The organism is Pseudomonas sp. Irchel s3h9 (assembly GCF_900187475.1).
Classification (GTDB): Bacteria; Pseudomonadota; Gammaproteobacteria; order Pseudomonadales; family Pseudomonadaceae; genus Aquipseudomonas; species Aquipseudomonas neuropathica.
Genome location: NZ_FYDH01000007.1, coordinates 138,126 through 158,846, shown reverse-complemented (window position 1 = coordinate 158,846; position 20,721 = coordinate 138,126). Strand labels below are relative to the sequence as shown.

The following is a 20,721-nucleotide window of genomic DNA, read 5'->3' as shown; positions in this document are numbered from 1 at the left end:
CAGCTGCACTGTGATCGGCGTTACGGTGGATTTTTCACATCTGCGACTAAACGTAGAGATCGTATGACTTGATCGAGCAGGGGCGCATCGGCCCCTGCTTCCAGGGATTTACACATTCATGAGAGGCGGGTGGCCTGCATTTGTTCAGGCATGAAATGGATAATCGATGTAGCCCCGCTGATCCCCACCGAAAAAGCTGCTCGGATCCGGCACGTTGAGCGCCAGGCCATCGTGCAGCCGACGCGGCAAGTCCGGGTTGGCCAGGAACGGCCGGCCAAACGCGATGATGTCGGCACGATCGGCAATCAGCGCCTGTTCGGCAGATTGCGCATCGTAGCCGCCGGCCAGGATCAGCACGCCGTTCCAGGTCTTGCGCAACTGGGCAATGATCGCGTCCCAGCGCGGGTCGAAGTTCTCGTCTTTGACTGTGCCGACCATCGCCGGCTCGACCAGGTGCAGGTAGGCCAGATTCCAATGATTGAGCGCTTCGACGAGGTGGCCGAAGGTTGCCTCCGGGGTGTCATCGCCCATGCCCATGAAGCGCCCCATCGGCGTCAGGCGTACGCCGACCCGCTCGGCGCCAACTTCTTCAGCCACGGCCGCGACCACCTCCAGCAGAAACCGCGCGCGGTTCTCCACGCTGCCGCCATAGGCATCGTCACGCTGGTTGCTGTTGCTGTTAAGAAACTGGTCGAGCAGGTAACCGTTGCCAGCATGAATCTCTACACCGTCCATGCCCGCCAGCAATGCGTTGCGCGCGGCCACGCGGTAGTCCTCGACGATGCCGGCGATTTCCGCGGTTTCCAGCGCGCGCGGCACCGGCACATCACCCCAGACGCCGTTACCGTTTTCGTCGACGATAAACGTCTTGCCAGGCACTGGCAGCGCGCTGGGCGCAACCGGCAGGCCAGCATCGGGTTGAAAACTGGGGTGGGACACCCGGCCGACGTGCCACAGTTGCATGAAGATCAGGCCGCCGGCCTCATGCACCGCCGCGCTGACGTCGCGCCACGCCTCAACTTGCTCAGGACTGTAGATGCCCGGCGTCCAGGCGTAACCCTGAGCCTGCCGGGAGATTTGTGTGGCCTCGGTGATGATCAGCGCGGCGCTGGCCCGCTGGCGGTAGTACTCGGCGTTCATCGGCGTCGGTACATCGCCCGGTTGGCCGGCGCGTGAGCGCGTCAAGGGGGCCATCGCCACGCGATGGGCGAGGGTGTAAGGACCGAGTGCGAGGGGTTGGAACAGACGACGGGTCATGGGTAGCTCCAGATTTCAATAAAGGAAATTCAAGCGCGGCAGCGGGGCCGCGAACCAGTGCCGCTAACTTAACCGCGCTCAGCGGGGCTGATAATCGGCGACCGGCGCTACGCTGTTTTGCGCGCAACGCAACGGCGCCCGTGCTCATCAGCGATGAACACGGGCGTGGCTCAGTCGGATTGGTTTGAGCGCGTGAGCGGTAGGTTCAGCCAGCGCCGGCCAGTGGCGTTGGCGACGGCGTTGCCAAGGGCGGCGGCCATCGGCCCTTGAACGATTTCAGCGGCACCGAGGAAGGGTTCTCCCGGTTGGTCGAGCAAATGCACATCGACTTTTTTCGGCAGTTGCGTGAAGCGCAGAATCGGATAACCGCTCCAGTCGTAGCTGCGAATGCCCCCCGCGTCGTAGGCGACTTTTTCGTACAGGGTCCAGCTCGCGGACTGCACGATGCCGCCCTCGACCTGATTGCGCAGGCCATCGGGGCTGACGATCTGGCCGACATCCACCGCCGTCACCACGTGATCGATGCGGATCTCGCCAGTCTGCGGATGCACGCGAAGTTTCACCGCGATGGCGCAGTAACCCATGATGTTTTTGTAGCGGGCAAAGGCGAAACCGATACCGGCGCCGGGCTCGCTGCTTTTTTGCGGCCAACCGATCTCATCACGCACACGTTCTACCACCGCGCGAGCACGCGGGTCGCTGAGATGGGCCAGACGCAAGGCGACCGCGTCGATGCCGGCCCTGATCGCCAGTTCGTCGATACTCGCCTCGATGGCAAAAATGTTGATGTGCGCGCCCAGTGAACGCATGGCCGAGGTGCGAAAGGGCATCTGGGTGACGAAGGTCATGTTGATGCGCGTCGAGTTCAACGCATACAGCGGTACCGCGTTGCGATCACCATCGCCTTCGGGCTGGGCGATCGGCACGGATGGCGCCGAGGCGAAGGGCCGCGCGAGCAAGCGTGCCGGCAGCAGACGCCCGGCGTTGACGATGCGTTCGTTATGCGGCGTGGTCCAGAGTTCGTAGGCCCAGTCCTGCAGACGACCCTGGCTGAGGCCTGCGTCGACTTCAGTGACCATCGCCGAGCTATACGGCTCCCAAAGATTTTCCTGTTCGCGCATCCATTGCACGCGCACCGGCGTACCGGGCACGCGCAGGGCAATCAATGCTGCATCGGCGGCGGCATCATCTGCGCCGTTGTGGCCGTAACACCCTGAGCCTTCAGTATGAATACAGCGCACCCGCTCTGGTGGCAGGCCGAGCATTTCGGCAATGCCGGCGCGCAGCGGGTAAACGCCTTGGGTGTGGGTCCAGACGGTGAGCGTGCCGTCCTTGAACCAGGCCACTGCGCAAGACGGGCCGATCGAGCCGTGCATCAGATATTGCTTGGTGACCCGCGCCTGAAAACGCGTGTCGGCCGCGCCGCTCGGCGTGCCGCTGTGGCTGATCGGATAGCGCCGTGAGGGCAGGCGTTTGAGCAGGTCATGAATCTGCGCCGCATCAGGAATCGCCTCGCCGCTGCTCCACTGCGCGACTTCGCTGGCACGGCGCATGGCTTTGATCGCTTGCCACTCATCACCGGCGACCACCGCCAGATAGTTGCCGTCGCGGATCACCTTGACCACGCCAGCCAGCGCTTCGATGGACGCCGCATCGAATGCTTGCAACGTGCAGCCCGGACGGGGCGGGCGGATCACCCGCGCATGCAGCATGCCCGGCAGGCGCATGTCCTGGACGAAGGCTGCACCACCGCTGACCTTCGCCGGAATGTCGAGGCGCGGCAACGAATGGCCGATCAGTTTGAAATCAGCGGCGGCCATCGCCGGTGACTGAGCCTTGGCATATTGATGCACATCGACATGCTTGACCGCGTCGGCGTAACTCATCTGCTGGCCGGCCGGGCCTACGATCACAGCGTCGCGGGTGCTCAGCAGTGCTGCATCAACCTGCCAACTGCGCGCGGCGGCATCGACGAGCATTTCGCGCACCTGCGCGGCGGCGTTATACAACGCGGTACCGCTGTCAAAAATGCTGTGGCTGCCGGCGGTGTAGCCTTCGTTGGGCGTCAGCGCGGTGTCGGCGGTGAGCAAGTTGATGGAGGTTGCCGGCACCTGCAAACGCTCGGCGGCGATTTGCAGCAGCGCGGTTTTCACCCCGGTGCCCAATTCGACCTTGCCGGTGTAGACGGTAATGCCGTCGGCGCCGATGCGGATCCAAGCGTCGAGAAACGGATTGGTGCGCAGGCTTCCGGGCAGGTCGGGCGCGAGGACCACGGTGCCGAGCGTATCGACTTCCGTATCTGCCAACACACGCCGCGCGACCGGCATCAGGGTGAACGCCATCAGCAACGCACCACCGCGCAGGAAGGCGCGTCGGCTCGGCTGCAAACCATTCGACTCACTCATGTCAGGCTCCCATTGTGCCCGGCCACCTGTTTGATCGCCTCGATGATCCGCAAGTGCGTACCGCAGCGGCACAGGTTGCCGGCCATGTGCTCGCGAATGGTCGCCTCATCCGGGTGGCGATTACGCTCAAGCAACGCCTGCGCGCGCATCAGCATGCCGGCAATGCAGTAACCGCATTGCGCGGCCTGTTTCTCAATGAACGCCGCTTGCAGGGGGCCAGGATCTTCTGCGCTACCGAGGCTTTCCACGGTGCGGATTTTTTTGCCTTCGAGACCGGCGCAGGGCGTCAGGCAGGCGAACACCGGTTGATCATCGACGATCACCGTGCAGGCGCCGCACTGACCGAGACCGCAGCCGTATTTGGCGCCGTTGAGGTTCAAGTGATTGCGCAGCGCATACAGCAGCGGCATGTCCGGCTCCAGCTCAAGCGGTTGCGCGGCTCCGTTGACGTTGAGGGTGATCTGGCTCATTTCGTCTCCTGACGTAACGCTTCAATAGTGGAAGAGAGGTCGGCCCACGGTTGATCGGGGCTGGCTTGCTGACGCAGATACGCGGCCAGTGCGCCGAGTTGCGCGTTGTCGAGGCTGGCGGCGAATGCAGGCATCAGCGGACCGGGCGATCCGGGTGTGGCGGGCAAGCCTTCAAGCACGGTTTTGAGGAAATTGCGCGAGCTGGCCGCTTGCAGCGCCGAGGTGTTTTGCAACCCCGGGCGACCATCGATGGTGCGCATCGGCGCCGCTGGGCCATGGCAACCGGCGCAGGCGCTGCTGAAGAGCAGGGCGCCGGTCGAGTGGTCTGCCGGGGCATTGGCGGCGCGCTGCGCTGTTGTCTCTGTCACCGAAAGCGGGTTTTCCAAACTGAGCAGGTATTCGGCAATCGCCTCGGCCTCACTGGCGGGCAAGCGGGCCAGACTCAAGCTGACCGGACGCATCGGCCCGGCGGGTGTGCCGTGGCCATCAACGATCTCAGCGCGCAGATAGCCGACCAGTTGCTCACGACTCCACGGGTTGCTGCGCTGGCCCATGCCGACCAGCGCCGGCGCGTGCCAGCCGTCAACGCTGCCGCCCTGTAGGTATGCCGAGGACTTTTCCGCGCCGATCAGGTTCAGCGGCGAATGGCAGCCGGCGCAATGGCCCGGGGCGTCGACCAGATAACGCCCGCGATTCCACGCCTCGCTACGTCCCGCCAGAGGCGTCAGTGGCTCACCGTGCAGGAACAGCAGGTTCCAGAACGCCACCAACGGACGAATATTCATCGGGAAATTCATCTGGTTGTGCTCGGCCGGCGCGTGCACGGCGGGGCCGCTCATCAAGTAGGCATAGGCGTCGGCGATGTCTGCTGCGCTCATGCGCCGGTAGTGCACGTAGGGGAACGCCGGATAGAGCAAGTGACCATCGCGAGCAATGCCCTGACGCATCGCCCGCTCGAAGGCCGGCAGTGACCATTGGCCGATACCGGTCTCAGCGTCCGGGGTGATGTTGGTGCTGTACAGCGTGCCGAACGGCGTTACCAGCGGCAGCCCGCCGGCCAGATATTCACCGCCGGGGCGGGTATGGCACACCGCACAATCGCCGGCCTCGACCACCCGCGCCCCGCGTTGCAATTGCGCAGTATCGAACAGCGTCGGGCGCTCGATGGGTGTAATTGCCGGACGCCACATCAACCAAACGGCACCGATCAGGCCGAGCACAGCGATGACTGCCACGCTGATCCATAGCGTTCTGGACTTCAGAAATGAGCTGTTCATGGCACAGGAAAAAACGCGGCAGGCGATGACAGGACGGATGGGCTGCGGGTCATGGAAACGCTCCTTGTGATGGCCGGGGAAGGGCGCCGCAGGGGACTACGGCGCCAGGGGCCAAAGCGTAGAGAAACCGTCTGCGCGGGAGAATGACCGGCCCACGCAACAGCGCGTTGCGCGAGAAGCAACGCTTGCGCCGTTGCACCGGACGCATCACTGCGTTGCTCGCCGCGTGGATTCTGCACGTCGACACAGGGCCGTAGCCTTGGCAGCACTTTCCTGAACTCAATGAGGTGTCATCATGCTCACAGGCAATCCGGCCGTTGCGGCGAATGCCGAACAGCCAACTTCACTGTCCGGCCTGATGGTCGCGTTCTTGGCATTTTGCTGTGGCGCGGTCGTGGCCAATCTTTATTACGCGCAGCCGATCGTCGAACTGATTGCACCGCAGATCGGACTGTCCAGCGCCAATGCCAGCCTGATCGTTTCGCTGACGCAATTTGGCTACGCACTGGGCCTGTTACTGCTGGTGCCACTGGCCGACCTGATGGAAAACCGCCGGCTGGTGGTCGGCTTCACCCTGGCGGCGAGCGTCACATTGCTGTGCGCCGGGCTGACCCATTCACCGTCGATGTTCCTGCTGTTGTCTTTGCTGATCGGTCTGACCTCGGTGGCCGTGCAGATCCTTGTGCCGTTGGCGGCACACCTGGCGCCCGAGGCCAGTCGTGGCCGCGTCGTCGGCAATATCATGAGCGGTCTGCTGCTGGGTATTCTGTTGTCGCGGCCACTGTCGAGCCTGTTGGTTGAAGTGTTCGGCTGGCGCGGGGTGTTTTACAGCGCGGCGGCCCTGATGGCGGTCATCGCGCTGATCACTGCGGTGGCGCTGCCGCGTCGGCTGCCGACGCATAAAGCTTCGTATGCTGCGTTGATCGGTTCGGTGTTTGCCTTGGCCCGGCGCTATCCACTGTTGCGTCAGCGCTCGCTGTATCAAGGGTTGCTGTTTGCCAGTTTCAGCCTGTTCTGGACCCTTGCACCGATTGAACTGATGCGTCACCACGGCTTCACTCAGGCACAAGTCGCGATCTTCGCGCTGGTCGGTGCGGTGGGTGCCATTGCCGCGCCGATTGCCGGACGTCTGGCCGATGCCGGGCATGGTCGTCGCGGCACGCTGGTCGCATTGCTGCTGGCGCCGGTTTCGCTGCTGATCGCCGCGCTCCCGGGCAGCGGCTATGTCTGGTTGGTGGTGTGCGCGGTGCTGCTGGATTTCGCCGTGCAATTGAACATGGTGCTCGGCCAGCGTGAGGTGTACGCCCTCGATCCCCACAGCCGTGCGCGCCTGAACGCCGTGTACATGACCAGTATTTTCGTCGGCGGCGCGCTGGGGTCGCTGGTTGCAAGCCCGTTGTACGAGCATTTCGGCTGGAACCTGTCCGCTGTCGCGGTGGCGCTGTTGCCAGCGCTGGCGCTCGGCTTGTTCCTGGGTCGCCAGGCCGATGTCTGAACAACCGGCGAGCGCGGGCAAGCACGGTGGTACAAGACGACGGGGGAACAGTGATGCACAATCATCCGCGTTCCCTTTCGACCGGACTCCGCTTATGGACAAGTTGCTGGCACTGAAGATGTTTGTGGAAACCGTGCGCTGCGGGGGCTATTCCTCGGCAGCGCGCAAACTCGGGATATCAACGTCGTCAGTGACCCGGCAAGTCGCGGGGCTGGAACACGAGTTGGGCGCGAGCCTGCTCAATCGCACCACGCGCAACACCAGCGTGACCGTTGCCGGCCAGACCTATTTCGAAAAAGCCGTGGCGATTCTCGACGCGATCGACGAAGCCGATGCCGTCGTCGCCGATCGTGGCGCCGAAGCGCAGGGCCGTCTGCGCATCAGCGTGCCGGTGGAGTTCGGGCGGCGCCTGATTGCGCCGCACCTGAGCCGTTTGCTTGAACGGCATCCCGGTCTGGAGATCAGTCTGTCGCTGAGCGATCAGGTCAGCGACCTGCTCAGCGAGCAGATCGATGTTTCCGTGCGGCTCGGATCGTCGGTGGTCAGTGAAGACATCGTCAGCAAACGCGTGGGGCAGTTCGAACGCTGGGTGGTAGCGAGTCCGGCGTATCTGGCGCGTAGCGCAGTGCTCTGTCACCCACGGGATTTGCTCGAGCATCAATGCCTGCGTTTCGATTACGGCGGCACCCACCAGCACTGGACTTTTCAGAATGAAGACGCGCCCATTCAGCTCAACGTCCACGGGCGCCTGCAAAGCAATAATGCCGACATCCTGCGCGAAGCCGCCATCGGCGGCGGCGGGGTGACGCTGCTGGCCGACTGGCTGGTGCGCGACGACGTCGCAGCCGGCCGGCTGACCCGCTTGCTTGAGCAGTACGAGGTCAATCCCGGCAGCGCCAGCACGTGCATCAACGCGTTGTATTTACCCAATCACCGTGGGTCCAGCCGGATCAATGTGTTTATCGACTTCCTGATGGAAATTCTCAGCCCGACGCCCGCGACCACGCCCGCTGCGTGATGCCTGCGGCTCAACGGCGCCCGGTCCGCGTACTCACATCCACCCAAACCGCCAACACCAGAATGCTGCCCTTGACGATCATCTGCCAGTAACTGTCGACGTCGAGCATCGACATGCCGTTATCCAGACTGGTGATGACCAGCGCACCGAGGAGGGCGCCGTACACCGTGCCGGAGCCGCCGCGCATGGAGGTACCGCCGATAAAGCAGGCGGCGATGGCGTCGAGTTCGCCCATGCTCCCGGCTGAAGGCGAACCGGCGGCCAGGCGCGCGGTGTTGACCACGCCGGCGAGGGCGCACATCACGCCCATGATCCCGAAAATCCACAGCTTCACCGCCTGCACATTGATCCCGGACAGGCGCGTCGCTTCCATATTGCTGCCCACGGCATAGACGCGCCGGCCGAACACGGTCTGACTGGTGACGTAACTGAACACGCCCAGCAGAATCAGCAACAACAAGACCGGCACGGGAATGCCGTCATAGCTGTTCAGCGTCTGAACGAAACCGGCGAGCACGGCACCGATCACCAACACGCGGATGACATCGCGCACCAATGAATGCGCCGCGAGGCCGTGAAGGGCGCGATTGCGCCGCTGTTTCCAGGTCAGGAACACCGTCAGCGCGAACAGCAAAATGCCCAGGCCAGTGCCGATCGCGTGGGGCAGGTAACCCTGACCGATGTAAACGAGCTCCGGCGATACCGGTGCGATGGTCGTGCCGCCGGTAATCCCCAGCAGAATCCCGCGAAACGCCAGCATGCCGCCGAGACCGACAATGAACGAGGGGATGCGCAGGTAAGCCGTCATGTAGCCGTTGGCGAGGCCGATCATCAGGCCACACAGGGCGACCAGACTGAGGTTGGCCAGCAGCGGAATGTGGTAGACAACATCGAGAATCGCCGCGAGACCACCGAGCAGGCCGAGTAATGAACCGACTGACAAATCGATCTCGCCGCTGATGATCACCAGCACCATGCCGCAGGCAAGAATGCCGGTAATCGACATTTGCCGCAGCAGGTTGGAGAGGTTGCGCGGGGTCAGGAATCCGCCTTCGGTCTGCCAACTGAAGAACAGCCAGATCAGCACCACGGCAAACACCAGCGCGAGCATTTTGTAGCGGGTGAACAGTTGTTTGACCTGATTCATTTACGCGGTTTTCCGATCATTATTGTTATGACTGCCAGGCTGGCTGAGGGCGGCGGCGAGTACCTGTTCCTGGGTGAGTTCATGGTTGATGAAGTCACCACGCAACTGGCCTTCGCCGATCACCAGCACGCGGTCGGAAACGCCAAGCACTTCGGCCAGTTCCGACGAGACCATGATGATCGACACGCCGGCAGCGGCCAGTGCGCCCATCAACTTGTAGATTTCGTATTTGGCGCCGACGTCCACGCCTCGGGTCGGCTCGTCGAGAATCAACACCCGGGGTTTGGCCAGCAGCATCTTCGCCAGCACGGCTTTTTGTTGATTACCCCCCGAGAGGCTGGTGATCGGCAGGAACGGGCTGGCGGTTTTGAGGTGCAGGCGCGAGATTTCCTTATCGATGCTGCCCAGTTCGGCTTCGGCATCGATGCGGGTCAGTTTCGAGTAGTTGTCCAGCACGGCGAGGGTGATGTTCTGGCCAACGCCCAGGTCCGGAATGATGCCTTGGCGCTTGCGGTCCTCCGGCACCAGGCACAGGCCGGCGTGGATTGATTTGAGCGGCGTGCGGGTGTCGATGGGATGCCCATCGAGCCAGACTTCGCCCTCATGGCGACCGGGGTAGGCGCCGAACAGCGCGGTCACCAGTTCGGTGCGGCCGGCACCGACCAGACCGGCGATACCAAGGATCTCGCCGCGTTTGAGCACGAAGGAAACGTCGTCGACCCGTTTGCGCTTGGGGTTGTCGACGTCGTAGCAGGTAATGTGCCGGGCCTCGAAAATCACCTCGCCAATATCGTGCGGCTCGGAGGGGTAGAGGTTGCTCATTTCCCGCCCGACCATCTGCGTGATGATCTGCGCAATATCCATGTCGGCCATGGCGGTGGTGGCGATGTGTTTGCCGTCGCGGATCACCGAAATGGTGTCGCACACGGCGGCGACTTCATCGAGCTTGTGCGAGATGTAGACGCAGGCCACGCCTTTGGCTTTGAGGTCGCGGATGATATCCAGCAACACCTCGATTTCCGAACGGCTCAACGCCGATGATGGCTCGTCGAGGATCAGCAGGCGGGCGTGTTTGTTCAGAGCCTTGGCGATTTCCACCAATTGCTGATAGCCGCCTCCGTACTGCGAAACCGGCAGCGATACGTTCATGTCGGGGACTTTCAGTTCGCGCATCAACGCTTCGGCGCGGTGGATCATCGCCGGGTAATTCATCCGTCCGCCGGGCAGTGTCAGCTCGTGGCCCATGAAAATGTTTTCGGCCACCGACAGGTCGGGCACCAGCGTCAGTTCCTGGTGAATGATGACGATGCCGGCGGCTTCCGTTTCGCTGATCGATTGCGCCCTGAGCGGTTGCCCGTCCCAGAGAATTTCACCGTCCCAGGTGCCGTGCGGGTACACCGCCGAGAGGATCTTCATCAGCGTGGATTTGCCGGCGCCATTCTCGCCGCACAGGCCAACGCACTCGCCGGGCCTGACCTTGATGTCGATGCCGTTCAGCGCTTTGACACCGCTGAAGGTTTTGACGATGCCGTTCATTTGCAGCAGATAGTCGGACATGGAGAGGGCTCGTATATCAAAGACTCACACACCACTGAACCTGTGTGGGAGCGAGCCTGCTCGCGAAAGCGTCAGTTCAGACAATGCTTCGTTGACTGACACACTGCATTCGCGAGCAGGCTCGCTCCCACAAGGGTTTTTCGCATTACCGGAGATCACTTCCCGGCAATTTGCGCCTTGGTGTAGAAGCCGTCCTGTTCGAGCAGGTCGATGTTGTCCTTGGTCAGCGGGGTTGGCGTGAGCAGGATGGTGTCGACTTTTTTGCTGCCGTTGTCGTACTGCGAGCTGAAGGCGGGTTTTTCGTTGCGTGCCAGTTGCACCGAAAGCTTGGCCGCTTCGGAGGCGATGAGTTTCAGCGGCTTGTAAACGGTCATGGTTTGCGTGCCGGCGATCACACGTTTGACAGCAGCAAGGTCGGCGTCCTGCCCGGAAATCGGCACCTTGCCGGCCAACTGCTGCGCCGCCAGTGCCTGAATGGCGCCACCGGCGGTGGCGTCGTTGGAGGCGACGATGCCGTCGATTTTGTTGTCGTTGCGGGTCAGGGCGTTTTCAACAATGCTCAGCGCTTCGGTCGGGTTCCATTCCTTCACCCACTGCTGGCCGACGATCTTGATATCGCCCTTGTCGATGGCCGGTTGCAGCACTTTCATCTGGCCTTCACGCAGGATCTTGGCGTTGTTGTCGGTGGGCGCACCACCGAGCAAAAAGTAGTTGCCCTTGGGTGCGGCATTCAGCACGCCGCGGGCCTGCATCTCGCCGACCTTTTCGTTATCGAAGGAAATGTAGGCGTCGACATCAGCGTTGAGAATGAGCCGATCATAGGACACAACTTTGATCCCGGCTTTCTTCGCTTCGGCCACCGCGTTGGTCAGCACCGTGGCGTTGAACGGCACGATGACGATGACATCGACGCCCCGGGAAATAAGGTTTTCGATCTGGGAAATTTGCTTTTGCTCGTTGGCATCGGCCGATTGCACGAAGACCTTGGCGTCCATTTTTTCTGCCGCCGCGACGAAGTAATCACGGTCACGCGACCAGCGTTCCAGGCGCAGGTCATCAATGGAGAAACCGATTTTCGGGTGGGCAGCGTCAGCCATCACCGGCAGTGACAGCAGCGCCAGGGCAGTGGCCAACAGCGTGCGTTTTACGTTCTTCATAGTGGGGCGTCCTTTTATTGTTGTTGGAAAGACACGGCCTGACGATGAGTATCGGGCTGGTAAAACTGTAGAGAATCCGCAGACGCCGCAGGCACAGATTTGTCGTAGAAATGTCACCGCGTGGATGCGCCCGCAGACTTCCTCTGTGATCAGCGATAGATGAACCGATTGACGATGTTCTCGAGCCTTTCCTGGCGGCCGCTGACGGCTTGCGGGTTCAACTCGTTGGTGAACGCGTGCTCGGCCAACGACTCAAGGTTGAAGTCGCCGGCCATCACCGCTTTCCCGAACGGCTGCTGCCAACCGGCGTAGCGTTGATCCTTGAGCCGTTGCAGCTCGTCGTTCTGCACCATGGCCGCTGCGCGCTCCAGAGACAGGGCGAGAACGTCCATGGCACCGACGTGGCCATGGAACAGATCGATTTGATCGAGGCTTTGCCGGCGCACCTTGGAATCGAAGTTGAAGCCGCCATTCTTGAAGCCGCCGGCCTTGAGGATTTCATAGGTGGCGAGGGTCATTTCTTCGACGCTGTTGGGGAACTGATCGGTGTCCCAGCCGTTTTGCGGATCGCCACGGTTGGCGTCGATGCTGCCGAAAATCCCCAGCGAAACGGCCGTGGCAATCTCGTGATGGAAGCTATGCCCGGCCAGGGTCGCGTGGTTGGCCTCGATGTTGACCTTGATTTCGTGCTCCAGCCCGAACTGCTGGAGAAAGCCGAACACCGTTGCGCTGTCGTAATCGTATTGGTGCTTGGTCGGCTCTTGCGGCTTGGGTTCGATCAGCAGGTCACCGGTGAAACCGATCTTGTGCTTGTGCTCGACCACCATGCGCATAAAGCGGCCGAGTTGTTCGCGTTCACGCTTCAAGTCCGTGTTGAGCAGGGTTTCGTAGCCTTCGCGACCGCCCCATAACACGTAGTTGGCGCCTTTCAGGCGATGGGTCGCGTTCATGGCGCTGAACACCTGGGCAGCGGCGCAGGCGAACACTTCCGGATCCGGATTACTCGCGGCGCCGGCAGCGAAACGCGGATTGCTGAAGCAGTTGGCGGTGCCCCACAGCAGCTTGATGCCGCTGGCTTCCTGGTGTTGCTCGAGGTGATCAACCATCTGCGCGAAGTGGTTGCGGTACTCCTTCAGAGAGCTGCCTTCGGGGGCGACATCGGTGTCATGGAAGCAGTAATAGTCGATGCCCAGTTTGGAGAAGAATTCGAAAGCGGCTGCCGCTTTGCCGATGGCCAGTTCCATCGGATCGCCGGCGTGTTGCCATGGGCGCTTGAACGTCCCCGCACCGAACACATCGGAACCCGGCCAGACGAACGTGTGCCAGTAACAGGCGGCCATGCGCAGGTGTTCGCGCATGGGTTTGCCGAGGATCAGTTTGTCGGCGTCGTAGTGACGAAAGGAGAGGGGAGAATCGCTGTCTGGGCCTTCGTAGCGAATCGCATCGACATCGGGGAAATACTGCATGGCCTTGTCCTTGTTGTTCTTGGCGGTGTCTCGATACTAGCAACGGCCCTGTACCCGCTGATTATGAAAAACATCAACACGGGGTGCGATTTTGCGTATTGAGCTTCTTCTGCCAGGCGCCTAGTCTGTGTCAATCGCCTCCGTGACCAGAGGCCCGGAACAAGCATAAAAACAATGAAAACCGTACCGCCTGTTCACCGCATCGCCCTGTTGTTCAACGGCAGCAAGATCTACGACCGTGGAATCATCAGCGGGATCGGAAACTACCTGAGCAGCACCCGCGCCTCCTGGGACCTGTTCCTGGAAGAGGATTTTCTCTGTCGTTTGAAAGGCATCGAACGCTGGCAGGGCGACGGGATCATTGCCGATTTCGACGATCCGCTGATTGGCGAGGCGCTGGCCGATATCCAGATGCCGGTGGTGGCGGTAGGGGGCTCGTACGAAGATAAACGCGCCTATCCGAAAGCGATTCCCTACGTCGCCACCGATAACAATGCGCTGATGACGCTGGCTTACACGCACTTGATCGAGGCAGGACTGCAGCGCTTTGCCTGCTTCAGCCTGCCGGAAGCGCAGGCCAATCGTTGGGCGCAGGAGCGGGAAAAAGCCTTTCGCAAACTGATGAAGCGCGACGGCCTGCACGGCGAAATCTATCGCGGCATGGGCACCAGCGCACCGCTGTGGGACAGCGCCGTCGAACAACTGATCGCCTGGCTGCAAAGCCTGCCCAAGCCAATCGGCATCATCGCCGTCAGCGACGCCCGCGCGCGCCAGTTACTGCAAGCCTGCCTGACCGCCGGCATTGCCGTGCCGGAACAGGTGGCATTGATCGGCATCGACAATGATCCGCTGACACGCAGCCTGACCCGCGTGCCGCTGAGTTCTGTTATTCAGGGCACGGAAACCATGGGCCGTACCGCCGCGCAATTACTCCATCAGATGCTCCATGGCATGCCGTCCACCGGTACACAAATCCTGATTCCTCCCGATGCGGTCAACGTGCAGGTGTCGAGCTTGCACCAGCCTTTGGGCAATCCCTACGTCATGCAAGCGCTGCTGTTTATCCGACAATATGCTTGCCAGGGCATCAAAACGGCGCAGGTGGCGGCGTATGTCGGTGTGTCGCGCTCATCACTCGAAGCGCATTTCCGCGCCGAGCGAGGCTGCAGCGTGCACGACGAGATCCTGCGTTTCAAACTGGCAGCGGCCACCAGCGGATTGAAAAATACTGACTCGGTGATTGCCGACGTTGCGCGCAGTTGCGGGTTTAAATCTGCGCAGTATCTGCACACGGTGTTTCGCCGGGAGTTTGGCTGTACGCCGCGTGAGTATCAGCAAGGGGCAGGGATGCGCTGATGGAATGGCGGAAATGAGGTTAGAGTGGGCGTCAATGTCTTGATTGTTGCGTGAACAATGAATCGTCCGCTGTTCGTTTCTCTGGATGGGCCCAAAGGCACCGGCAAAACCACACTGTTGGAAGCCGTTACGCAAGTACTGAGGGCGGGCAACCAGAAAGTCATCCGGCTTTGCGAGAGAAAAAGCGATCCGTTCAGGGGTGAAACCATGGCCTTGGTCAACACTCTGGCGAGAAATCCTTGCCGGGATCTGGAGTGGGCTGTGTGTCAGCGCCTCGCGGATAGCCGTCGCTGGATCTCCCAGAACGTTCTGACGAAGCAGCCGCTGGACAGCATCATCTTGATCGATCGCTGGTATCCCTCGGATGCCGCGTTTCGCCAAACCATCCCGTTTGCCGAGATTCTTCAATTGAATATGGAGCGAGATGTGCGGGTGCCAGATCTGCATGTCGGCGTCGTCACCGATCCGGATATTTCATGGGCCAGGGCTGCGAACCGATCACGAGGACTGGGCGGCACTGTGATCCAGAAGCACGCAGAGCATGTGGCGTGTACAGAAATGTTCGAGCAAGCGGTCAAGGATCACGGCTGGATGTTGTGCCGTAATGACGGAACGGTTGAGGAGGCGACGATGCTGGTGGTTTCTCGGATCTATGAGGTGCTTGGGTTGAACGTCGAAGTGGATGCCAGGCTTGGCGCTCAGGGTATCGCGTAGACCTTGAAGTTCAGTGGACACGGCCCTGCCAGGAAGGCCGTTTGGTTAGATTTTCTGGGGTTGGGCAGGGCGTTTGCTCAGGCTCTGTGAATAGCCTGATGAAGGTTTTATAGAAACAGGATGAGCAAAACCGCGACAGCCACAAAGCCATCGCGGTTGTTCTGCGTTTTAGCGGTTAGCGTCGGCCAAGCCAGCCTCGATGAAGCGAACGGAACTCTCCATAGCCTGCTGACCTTCTGGCAGCATGGTGGCGTAGAAGTGCCAGGCGTGGAACATCGCAGGCCATACTTCCAGGTTCACGCGAACTCGGTTATCAGCCAGGTGAGTTGCAAGGCGCATTGCATCACTCAACATCAGCTCGTTCTCGCCGATCTGCACCAAGATTGGTGGAAGACCGGTAACGTCCGCGAACACAGGTGAGGCTAGAGGATGATTAGCCAATGTGTCGCCTAGGAATGCTCTGGCGAGGATGTCCAAGACAGGCTTGGAGTTCAGAGGATCCAGACCTTCACGGTTGCTCATGGAAGCACCGGTGTGTTCAAGGTTCGCCCATGGTGAGATGGAGGAGCCAACCGCAGGCAATGGAAGCCCTTTCGATTTAGCCGCGACCATGACGCTTACAACCATCGCGCCGCCAGCCGACTCGCCAGAGAACGCAATTTTGTTAGCCGGGATTTTCTGCTCAAGCAACCATTCGTAAGCGCGCAATGTGTCGTCAATTGATGCTGGGAACTTGTGCTCGGGAGCGAGGCGGTAGTCCGGCATGTACACACGAGCGCCGAGCATTTTTGCGTAGTTGCCGCCGATGCCGTGGTAGCCGTCTGGACGGCCAACAATGTATGCACCACCGTGGATGTACATAACGACTGCGTCGGTTTTGATCTCATCAGGGGTAACCAGTGTGCCCGGTACGCCACCCATGTCGACTGCTTCGAATTTGACGCCAGCAGGCGCAGGATTTTGCGCGAGCATTTTTGCGTAGGAGTCGCGGATGTCGCTCATTTTTGTAGTGGTATCGATTCCCTTAAGAACGGGTACCAGATCGCTAAGGCTATTGGCCCAGGTTTGGACGGCTGCTTGGACTTTAGTGTTCATAATGACCTCAATTGATCGTTGGGAGTGGATTAGCTAATTGAGATACTATGCTTCGTATTGGGGAATAGGGTTCCCCATAACAGGTGCTAAGCCGCCCGAACGTTGAGACCACCGAGGCCGTATGGAACTCCATAACTTGAATGATATTGCCGCGTTTGTGAGCTCGGTAAACGCTGGAAGCTTCACTGCTGCGGCAAAACAGCTTGGCCTTACGCGCTCTGCAGTGGGCAAGTCGATAGTCAGGCTCGAGGCTCGTTTACAGGTACGCTTACTGAATCGCACTACGCGTAGCTTGAGCATGACCGATGACGGCCAGGTCCTGTATGAGCGCTGTGTGGGCGTTCTTCAGGATCTGGATGACGTGGAGGATGCCCTTGCGTTTCGTCGTTCGACACCCAGTGGGCGACTGCGGATGAGTCTGCCGGTTGCGCTGGGCAGACTTCATGTCCTTCAGCACATTGAGTGCTGCCTTAAGGATTGGCCCTCCCTGAGCGTGGATATCACCTTTTCTGACAGGCTGGTCGATCTGATCGATGAGGGATTTGATTTGGCCATGCGCATCGGCCCACCGAAGGAAGATTCTCGGTTGTTAACGCGCACTGTGGCCTATCAACAAATGATTACCTGCGCTTCCCCCAAATATTTGGCTGAGCATGCCGAGCCTAAAACGCCGGAGGATTTATCCGAGCACCAGTGCCTGCATTTCGTGAGCGGTGGGAGATTGCTTCCTTGGAATTTTCGCGTGAATGGTAGCTCTGTGTCCGTTACTCATGGTGGAAGGCTACAGATGGACAGTGCTGAGTCATTACACCAGTCAGCTGTAGCTGGCCTGGGTATCGCGACTCTTCCTTCCTACGTGGTGAACGACGATTTGAGGAGCGGCAAGCTTGTTCAATTGCTCGCTGGGTATGCAGAGGCGGCAGAGCCTATTCGGGTGATCTACCCTAGCAAGCGGCACCTCTCTCCAAAAATTCGACTCTTCATCGATAAGCTCGTGGAGGCTTGGTCACCATGCCCACCATGGGAGCATCACCTAGGGGAAGGCGCTCATTCAGGTTGATCAGTGACCGAGGTGCGTAATTGCAATTTACAAGTCGACTTCGTGCTAAGCGACGCACGCGCCGATTTGATCGCTGATCGCATCGATATAGCGTTTCCGGCAACACCTACCGCTAGCTGTATCTGCTTTCATTGGTCTGGTTATGGAGAAATTAGAGGGGCAAGAATTCCCTGCGACGACTCTTTCCTGATCCATGCATTGTCGAAATATCGACGATTCGGTCGCGCTGCAAACCTTCAACAGAGGCAACGATGATGAATTCAACCTGGGCAGATCAAGTGGCACTTGTGAGTGGAGCGGGCAGTGAGCTTGGAATCGGTATGGCCATTTCCCATCGTCTTGGGGCTCAAGGGGCCAAGTTGATCGTCACGGCAAGCAGCGCACGCATCAATGAGCGGGTTGCGGAGTTACGTGCCGCCGGCTTCGAAGCAGTGGGTCGATCGGTCGACTTGACTCAGGAAACTCAGGTGAGTGAATTCGTCGCTTGGGCTGAGGCCGTCTGGGGCCGCATCGATATTCTTGTAAATAATGCCGGTATGGCGATGCAAGGGAGTCCAGAACAGTTCTCCGAATTCACGAGTACGAGCCTCGAAAGCTGGAATCTTTCCATCGCTAGAAATCTGACAACTGCGTTTCTGTTAACCCAAGGGGTGTTGCCCGGGATGCGAGCGAGAGGCTATGGCCGCATAGTGAACATCAGCTCAACTACCGGCACACGGGCGAGTAATCCAGGGGAGGCTGCTTACAGTGCTGCAAAGGCGGGAATGGTTGGAATGAACATGAGTCTAGCCCTTGAGGTTGCTCATCAAGGTATCACTGTGAATTCAGTTGCCCCTGGTTGGATCGCTACAGGGTCGAGCACGCCTGATGAAGTCAAAGCCGCACGTTCTACGCCTCTCGGGAGAGCGGGGCGACCAGACGAAGTGGCCGCAGCCGTTGTATTCCTGGCTTCACCTGAAGCGAGTTACATCACGGGTGAGCTGCTCGTAGTGGATGGAGGCAATTGTCTGGTTGAGAACAAAGCTGATTAAGACTTTTTAGTTCCTGAGAGGGATCTCAACGAGCTTGAGGGATTGCGCTTGCGTCACTCGCTTTCAGGGATATCGCCCGATCAGGTCGTGCGTCGACGCTCATTTTGCGTCTCCTGCACAGAAATGCTGATAAAGGACGTTGATTTTGATGTCAATCAGCGTTGACTGAGCTGCGCTGCGCCGACTCACTGCTCCAGCAAAAACCGCTCAATTTCCTCGACGGTACTGCGCGCCGTTCTAGTAACGCCGATCAGTGTCGCGGAAGCGGCGCCAGTCCAGTCGCCATAACCCACCAACCACAAACGCGGTTCCTGAATCGAATGCGTACCTTTGACGGCCACGCGCCCGTCGGCGGAACACACGCCCAGTGATTCCAGATAGCCGAGGGCAGGGCGGAAGCCGGTGCACCAGATCACCGCGTCGACCGGCGTTTGCGAGCCATCAGCCCAAGTCACGCCGGTCTCGGTGAAGCGCAGGAACGGCCGAACCGCGTGCAACACGCCGCGCTCCCGTGCCTCAACGACTGGCGGCACCATCACGATATCGCCCAGGCCGCCAACCGGTTGTTCAATGACGATGCCGGCCAGCTGCGCTTTCCAGCGTTCGGTGGCGCGTTCGAAGAGCACGCGTCCATCAACGTCATCGGCAAGAAACTCTGGTGGCTGCGGAGTGACCCAAGTGGCATCGGCCACTTGCGAGACTTCAGCGAGGATCTGTGCACCGGAGTTGCCACCGCCCACCACCAGGACTTTTTTTCCGGCAAACGGTTTGGCGTTAACGTAGTGGGCCGAATGCAATTGCTGGCCGGTAAAGGTTTCGCTGCCGGGGTAATGCGGCAGGTAAGGATGGCGCCAGGTGCCGGTCGCGCTGACTTGATGTTGCTCAATCGGCGGCGTTGTAATGGATGTGATTTAACATAATATACATTACACGTAACAAGATGTTACGAGATCAGCCCGGTTGCACAGTGGATTTCAACCTACAGAATCGACCTGAATCCGATCCACTGCTTTTCCTTGAATTCGACGGCGCTCAACCCTCATCACGCGTCAGCTTTTCAATCAGCGTTCGATGCTGTGGAAATTGTTGCGTGAGTTTCTGCCGATCACCCATTTCCATATCGGCAAAATCAAATCCTGGCGAAACGGCTTCGCTGATCAGCCCAAATCCGTTTTCGCCTTCGAGCAACCGCGAAGCTTTCCATAGTCCACCCGGTACGTGTAATTGTAAAAGCTGTCCTGCCAGAATGTCGGCGCCCATCACCAATGTCTGCAACGAGCCGTCAGCATGAATCAGGCTGTACTCAATGGCGTCGCCCAGGTGGAAATAATGCAGGATGTCGGATCGATTGAAATGAAACTGGCCCACCGGTGATCGTTGATCGAGCAGATAGTAAATCGAGGTCATCAGATACCGTGGACCGCTGGGGGTTTCGAGTGGGTCGCGATGATCGGCTTGATAGGTTCTGCGGAAATAGCCACCTTCGAGGTGAGGCTGCAGATCCAGCGTTCTAATAATGTATCCAACTTTGGCTTCACCCTTGATCATGGTCTCTTCTCCGTCGAATATGATGCTATTTTACGTTAACTCGACTAAACGACCATTTAGTGTAGTTAAACATGATTTCTAGTGAATAAAGGTCCATGCTCGTGCCACTACTTTTGAAATTCACTACGCCGCTGGTATCTCCAAGCAATCATGACGGAGCCGCCCTACCCTCAATGCAAAACCTCATCAGATCGCCATCACCTTCAAATTTTTCATCGCTTTCCTCCATTTAAAAAACCAGCGCTGCCCAGCGCGCAAATCTCTTTCGAACTGGCCTGTTACGGCGCAGGCCGGGGGCTTAGCTCGATTGGCGCGGTTTCAATCAAGCGCTTCGACACAATCATCGACTGGGTTGTGGCTGCGTACTTTTTGAAGTGCGGCGATTCGATATGGCTTCGGTATGCCGAATCGCTGGCGTAGATTTCGAAGAAATGAAACCAGTTCGGGCGGTCGACTTCGGCGACGGCGTAGATTGATATGACGCCCGGCTCTGTTCGAGTCGACTCTGTGATCTCTTCCTTGACTGCGGCTTGATAGGCCGCAACCTGTGCAGGATCGATTTCGAGTTGCGCGATGCGCACCACCAAGCCATTTTCCTCGGCGGCCAGCGCTTGTCCTGCCAGTAATCCAGCCAATGCCACCACTCCTAATAAACGTTTACACATCAG

17 protein-coding genes and 1 pseudogene are annotated in these 20,721 nt (G+C 59.6%); 6 read left to right on the top strand and 12 right to left on the bottom strand.

Annotated features, from left to right (window positions below; all coding sequences use genetic code 11):
• Positions 1–144 precede the first annotated feature (144 nt).
• The 4 genes from CKW26_RS13715 to CKW26_RS13700 form a co-directional block, all read right to left on the bottom strand.
• Positions 145–1,257, bottom strand: a complete 1,113-nt coding sequence (locus CKW26_RS13715) for an alkene reductase (RefSeq protein WP_095048972.1) — start codon at positions 1,255–1,257, stop codon at positions 145–147.
• Positions 1,258–1,427: 170 nt separating this feature from the next.
• Positions 1,428–3,662, bottom strand: a complete 2,235-nt coding sequence (locus tag CKW26_RS13710; RefSeq protein ID WP_095048971.1) for a molybdopterin cofactor-binding domain-containing protein — start codon at positions 3,660–3,662, stop codon at positions 1,428–1,430.
• On the bottom strand, positions 3,659–4,132 hold the full coding sequence (locus CKW26_RS13705; protein WP_095048970.1) for a (2Fe-2S)-binding protein: 474 nt from the start codon (positions 4,130–4,132) through the stop codon (positions 3,659–3,661). The genes CKW26_RS13710 and CKW26_RS13705 overlap by 4 nt, the downstream gene beginning before the upstream one ends.
• Positions 4,129–5,367, bottom strand: a complete 1,239-nt coding sequence (locus CKW26_RS13700) for a cytochrome c (protein ID WP_371917962.1) — start codon at positions 5,365–5,367, stop codon at positions 4,129–4,131. Before CKW26_RS13700 ends, CKW26_RS13705 begins: the two co-directional genes overlap by 4 nt.
• A 337-nt stretch (positions 5,368–5,704) precedes the next feature.
• Between CKW26_RS13700 and CKW26_RS13695 the strand changes: the two genes are divergently transcribed.
• Both CKW26_RS13695 and CKW26_RS13690 read left to right on the top strand, forming a co-directional pair.
• Positions 5,705–6,904: an MFS transporter gene (locus CKW26_RS13695; RefSeq protein WP_095048968.1), complete on the top strand. Its 1,200-nt coding sequence runs from the start codon at positions 5,705–5,707 to the stop codon at positions 6,902–6,904.
• A 94-nt stretch (positions 6,905–6,998) separates the two neighbouring features.
• Positions 6,999–7,922: a LysR family transcriptional regulator gene (locus CKW26_RS13690; protein WP_095048967.1), complete on the top strand. Its 924-nt coding sequence runs from the start codon at positions 6,999–7,001 to the stop codon at positions 7,920–7,922.
• Between the two features lie 10 nt (positions 7,923–7,932).
• Here CKW26_RS13690 and CKW26_RS13685 read toward each other — a convergent pair whose 3' ends face one another.
• The 4 genes from CKW26_RS13685 to xylA form a co-directional block, all read right to left on the bottom strand.
• Positions 7,933–9,069 carry a sugar ABC transporter permease gene (locus tag CKW26_RS13685; RefSeq protein WP_007913196.1) on the bottom strand — a complete coding sequence of 379 codons (1,137 nt, stop codon included), beginning with the start codon at positions 9,067–9,069 and terminating at the stop codon, positions 7,933–7,935.
• The gene (xylG, locus tag CKW26_RS13680) at positions 9,070–10,626 is read right to left on the bottom strand and encodes a D-xylose ABC transporter ATP-binding protein (RefSeq protein ID WP_095048966.1); all 1,557 of its coding nucleotides are present in this window, start codon (positions 10,624–10,626) and stop codon (positions 9,070–9,072) included.
• Between the two features lie 155 nt (positions 10,627–10,781).
• On the bottom strand, positions 10,782–11,783 hold the full coding sequence (gene xylF, locus CKW26_RS13675) for a D-xylose ABC transporter substrate-binding protein (protein WP_095048965.1): 1,002 nt from the start codon (positions 11,781–11,783) through the stop codon (positions 10,782–10,784).
• A 149-nt stretch (positions 11,784–11,932) separates the two neighbouring features.
• Positions 11,933–13,249: a xylose isomerase gene (gene xylA, locus CKW26_RS13670; protein WP_095048964.1), complete on the bottom strand. Its 1,317-nt coding sequence runs from the start codon at positions 13,247–13,249 to the stop codon at positions 11,933–11,935.
• 174 nt (positions 13,250–13,423) lie between these two features.
• Between xylA and CKW26_RS13665 the strand changes: the two genes are divergently transcribed.
• Complete coding sequence (locus CKW26_RS13665; protein WP_077572858.1) at positions 13,424–14,605, top strand: XylR family transcriptional regulator; 1,182 nt, start codon at positions 13,424–13,426, stop codon at positions 14,603–14,605.
• A 57-nt stretch (positions 14,606–14,662) separates the two neighbouring features.
• A complete protein-coding gene (locus CKW26_RS13660; RefSeq protein ID WP_095048963.1) occupies positions 14,663–15,319 on the top strand; it encodes a dTMP kinase in 657 nt (218 codons plus the stop codon).
• A 168-nt stretch (positions 15,320–15,487) separates the two neighbouring features.
• Here CKW26_RS13660 and CKW26_RS13655 read toward each other — a convergent pair whose 3' ends face one another.
• On the bottom strand, positions 15,488–16,414 hold the full coding sequence (locus tag CKW26_RS13655) for an alpha/beta hydrolase (RefSeq protein ID WP_027620514.1): 927 nt from the start codon (positions 16,412–16,414) through the stop codon (positions 15,488–15,490).
• A gap of 121 nt (positions 16,415–16,535) precedes the next feature.
• Here CKW26_RS13655 and CKW26_RS13650 point away from each other — a divergent pair, with 121 nt between their 5' ends.
• Both CKW26_RS13650 and CKW26_RS13645 read left to right on the top strand, forming a co-directional pair.
• Complete coding sequence (locus CKW26_RS13650) at positions 16,536–17,474, top strand: LysR family transcriptional regulator (protein WP_095048962.1); 939 nt, start codon at positions 16,536–16,538, stop codon at positions 17,472–17,474.
• Positions 17,475–17,728: 254 nt separating this feature from the next.
• Positions 17,729–18,505 (top strand): SDR family NAD(P)-dependent oxidoreductase, encoded by a 777-nt coding sequence (locus CKW26_RS13645; protein ID WP_095049094.1) that lies wholly within the window; start codon positions 17,729–17,731, stop codon positions 18,503–18,505.
• A gap of 185 nt (positions 18,506–18,690) precedes the next feature.
• Here the strand turns inward: CKW26_RS13645 and CKW26_RS13640 are convergent.
• From CKW26_RS13640 to CKW26_RS13630, 3 genes and pseudogenes are all read right to left on the bottom strand, one after another.
• A pseudogene (locus tag CKW26_RS13640) lies at positions 18,691–19,377 on the bottom strand (NAD(P)-binding domain-containing protein); the annotation flags it as partial.
• Between the two features lie 160 nt (positions 19,378–19,537).
• Entirely contained in the window at positions 19,538–20,053 is a 516-nt protein-coding gene (locus CKW26_RS13635; protein ID WP_095048961.1) for a cupin domain-containing protein, read from the bottom strand.
• A gap of 278 nt (positions 20,054–20,331) precedes the next feature.
• A complete protein-coding gene (locus CKW26_RS13630) occupies positions 20,332–20,718 on the bottom strand; it encodes a putative quinol monooxygenase (protein ID WP_095048960.1) in 387 nt (128 codons plus the stop codon).
• Between the last annotated feature and the right edge of the window lie 3 nt (positions 20,719–20,721).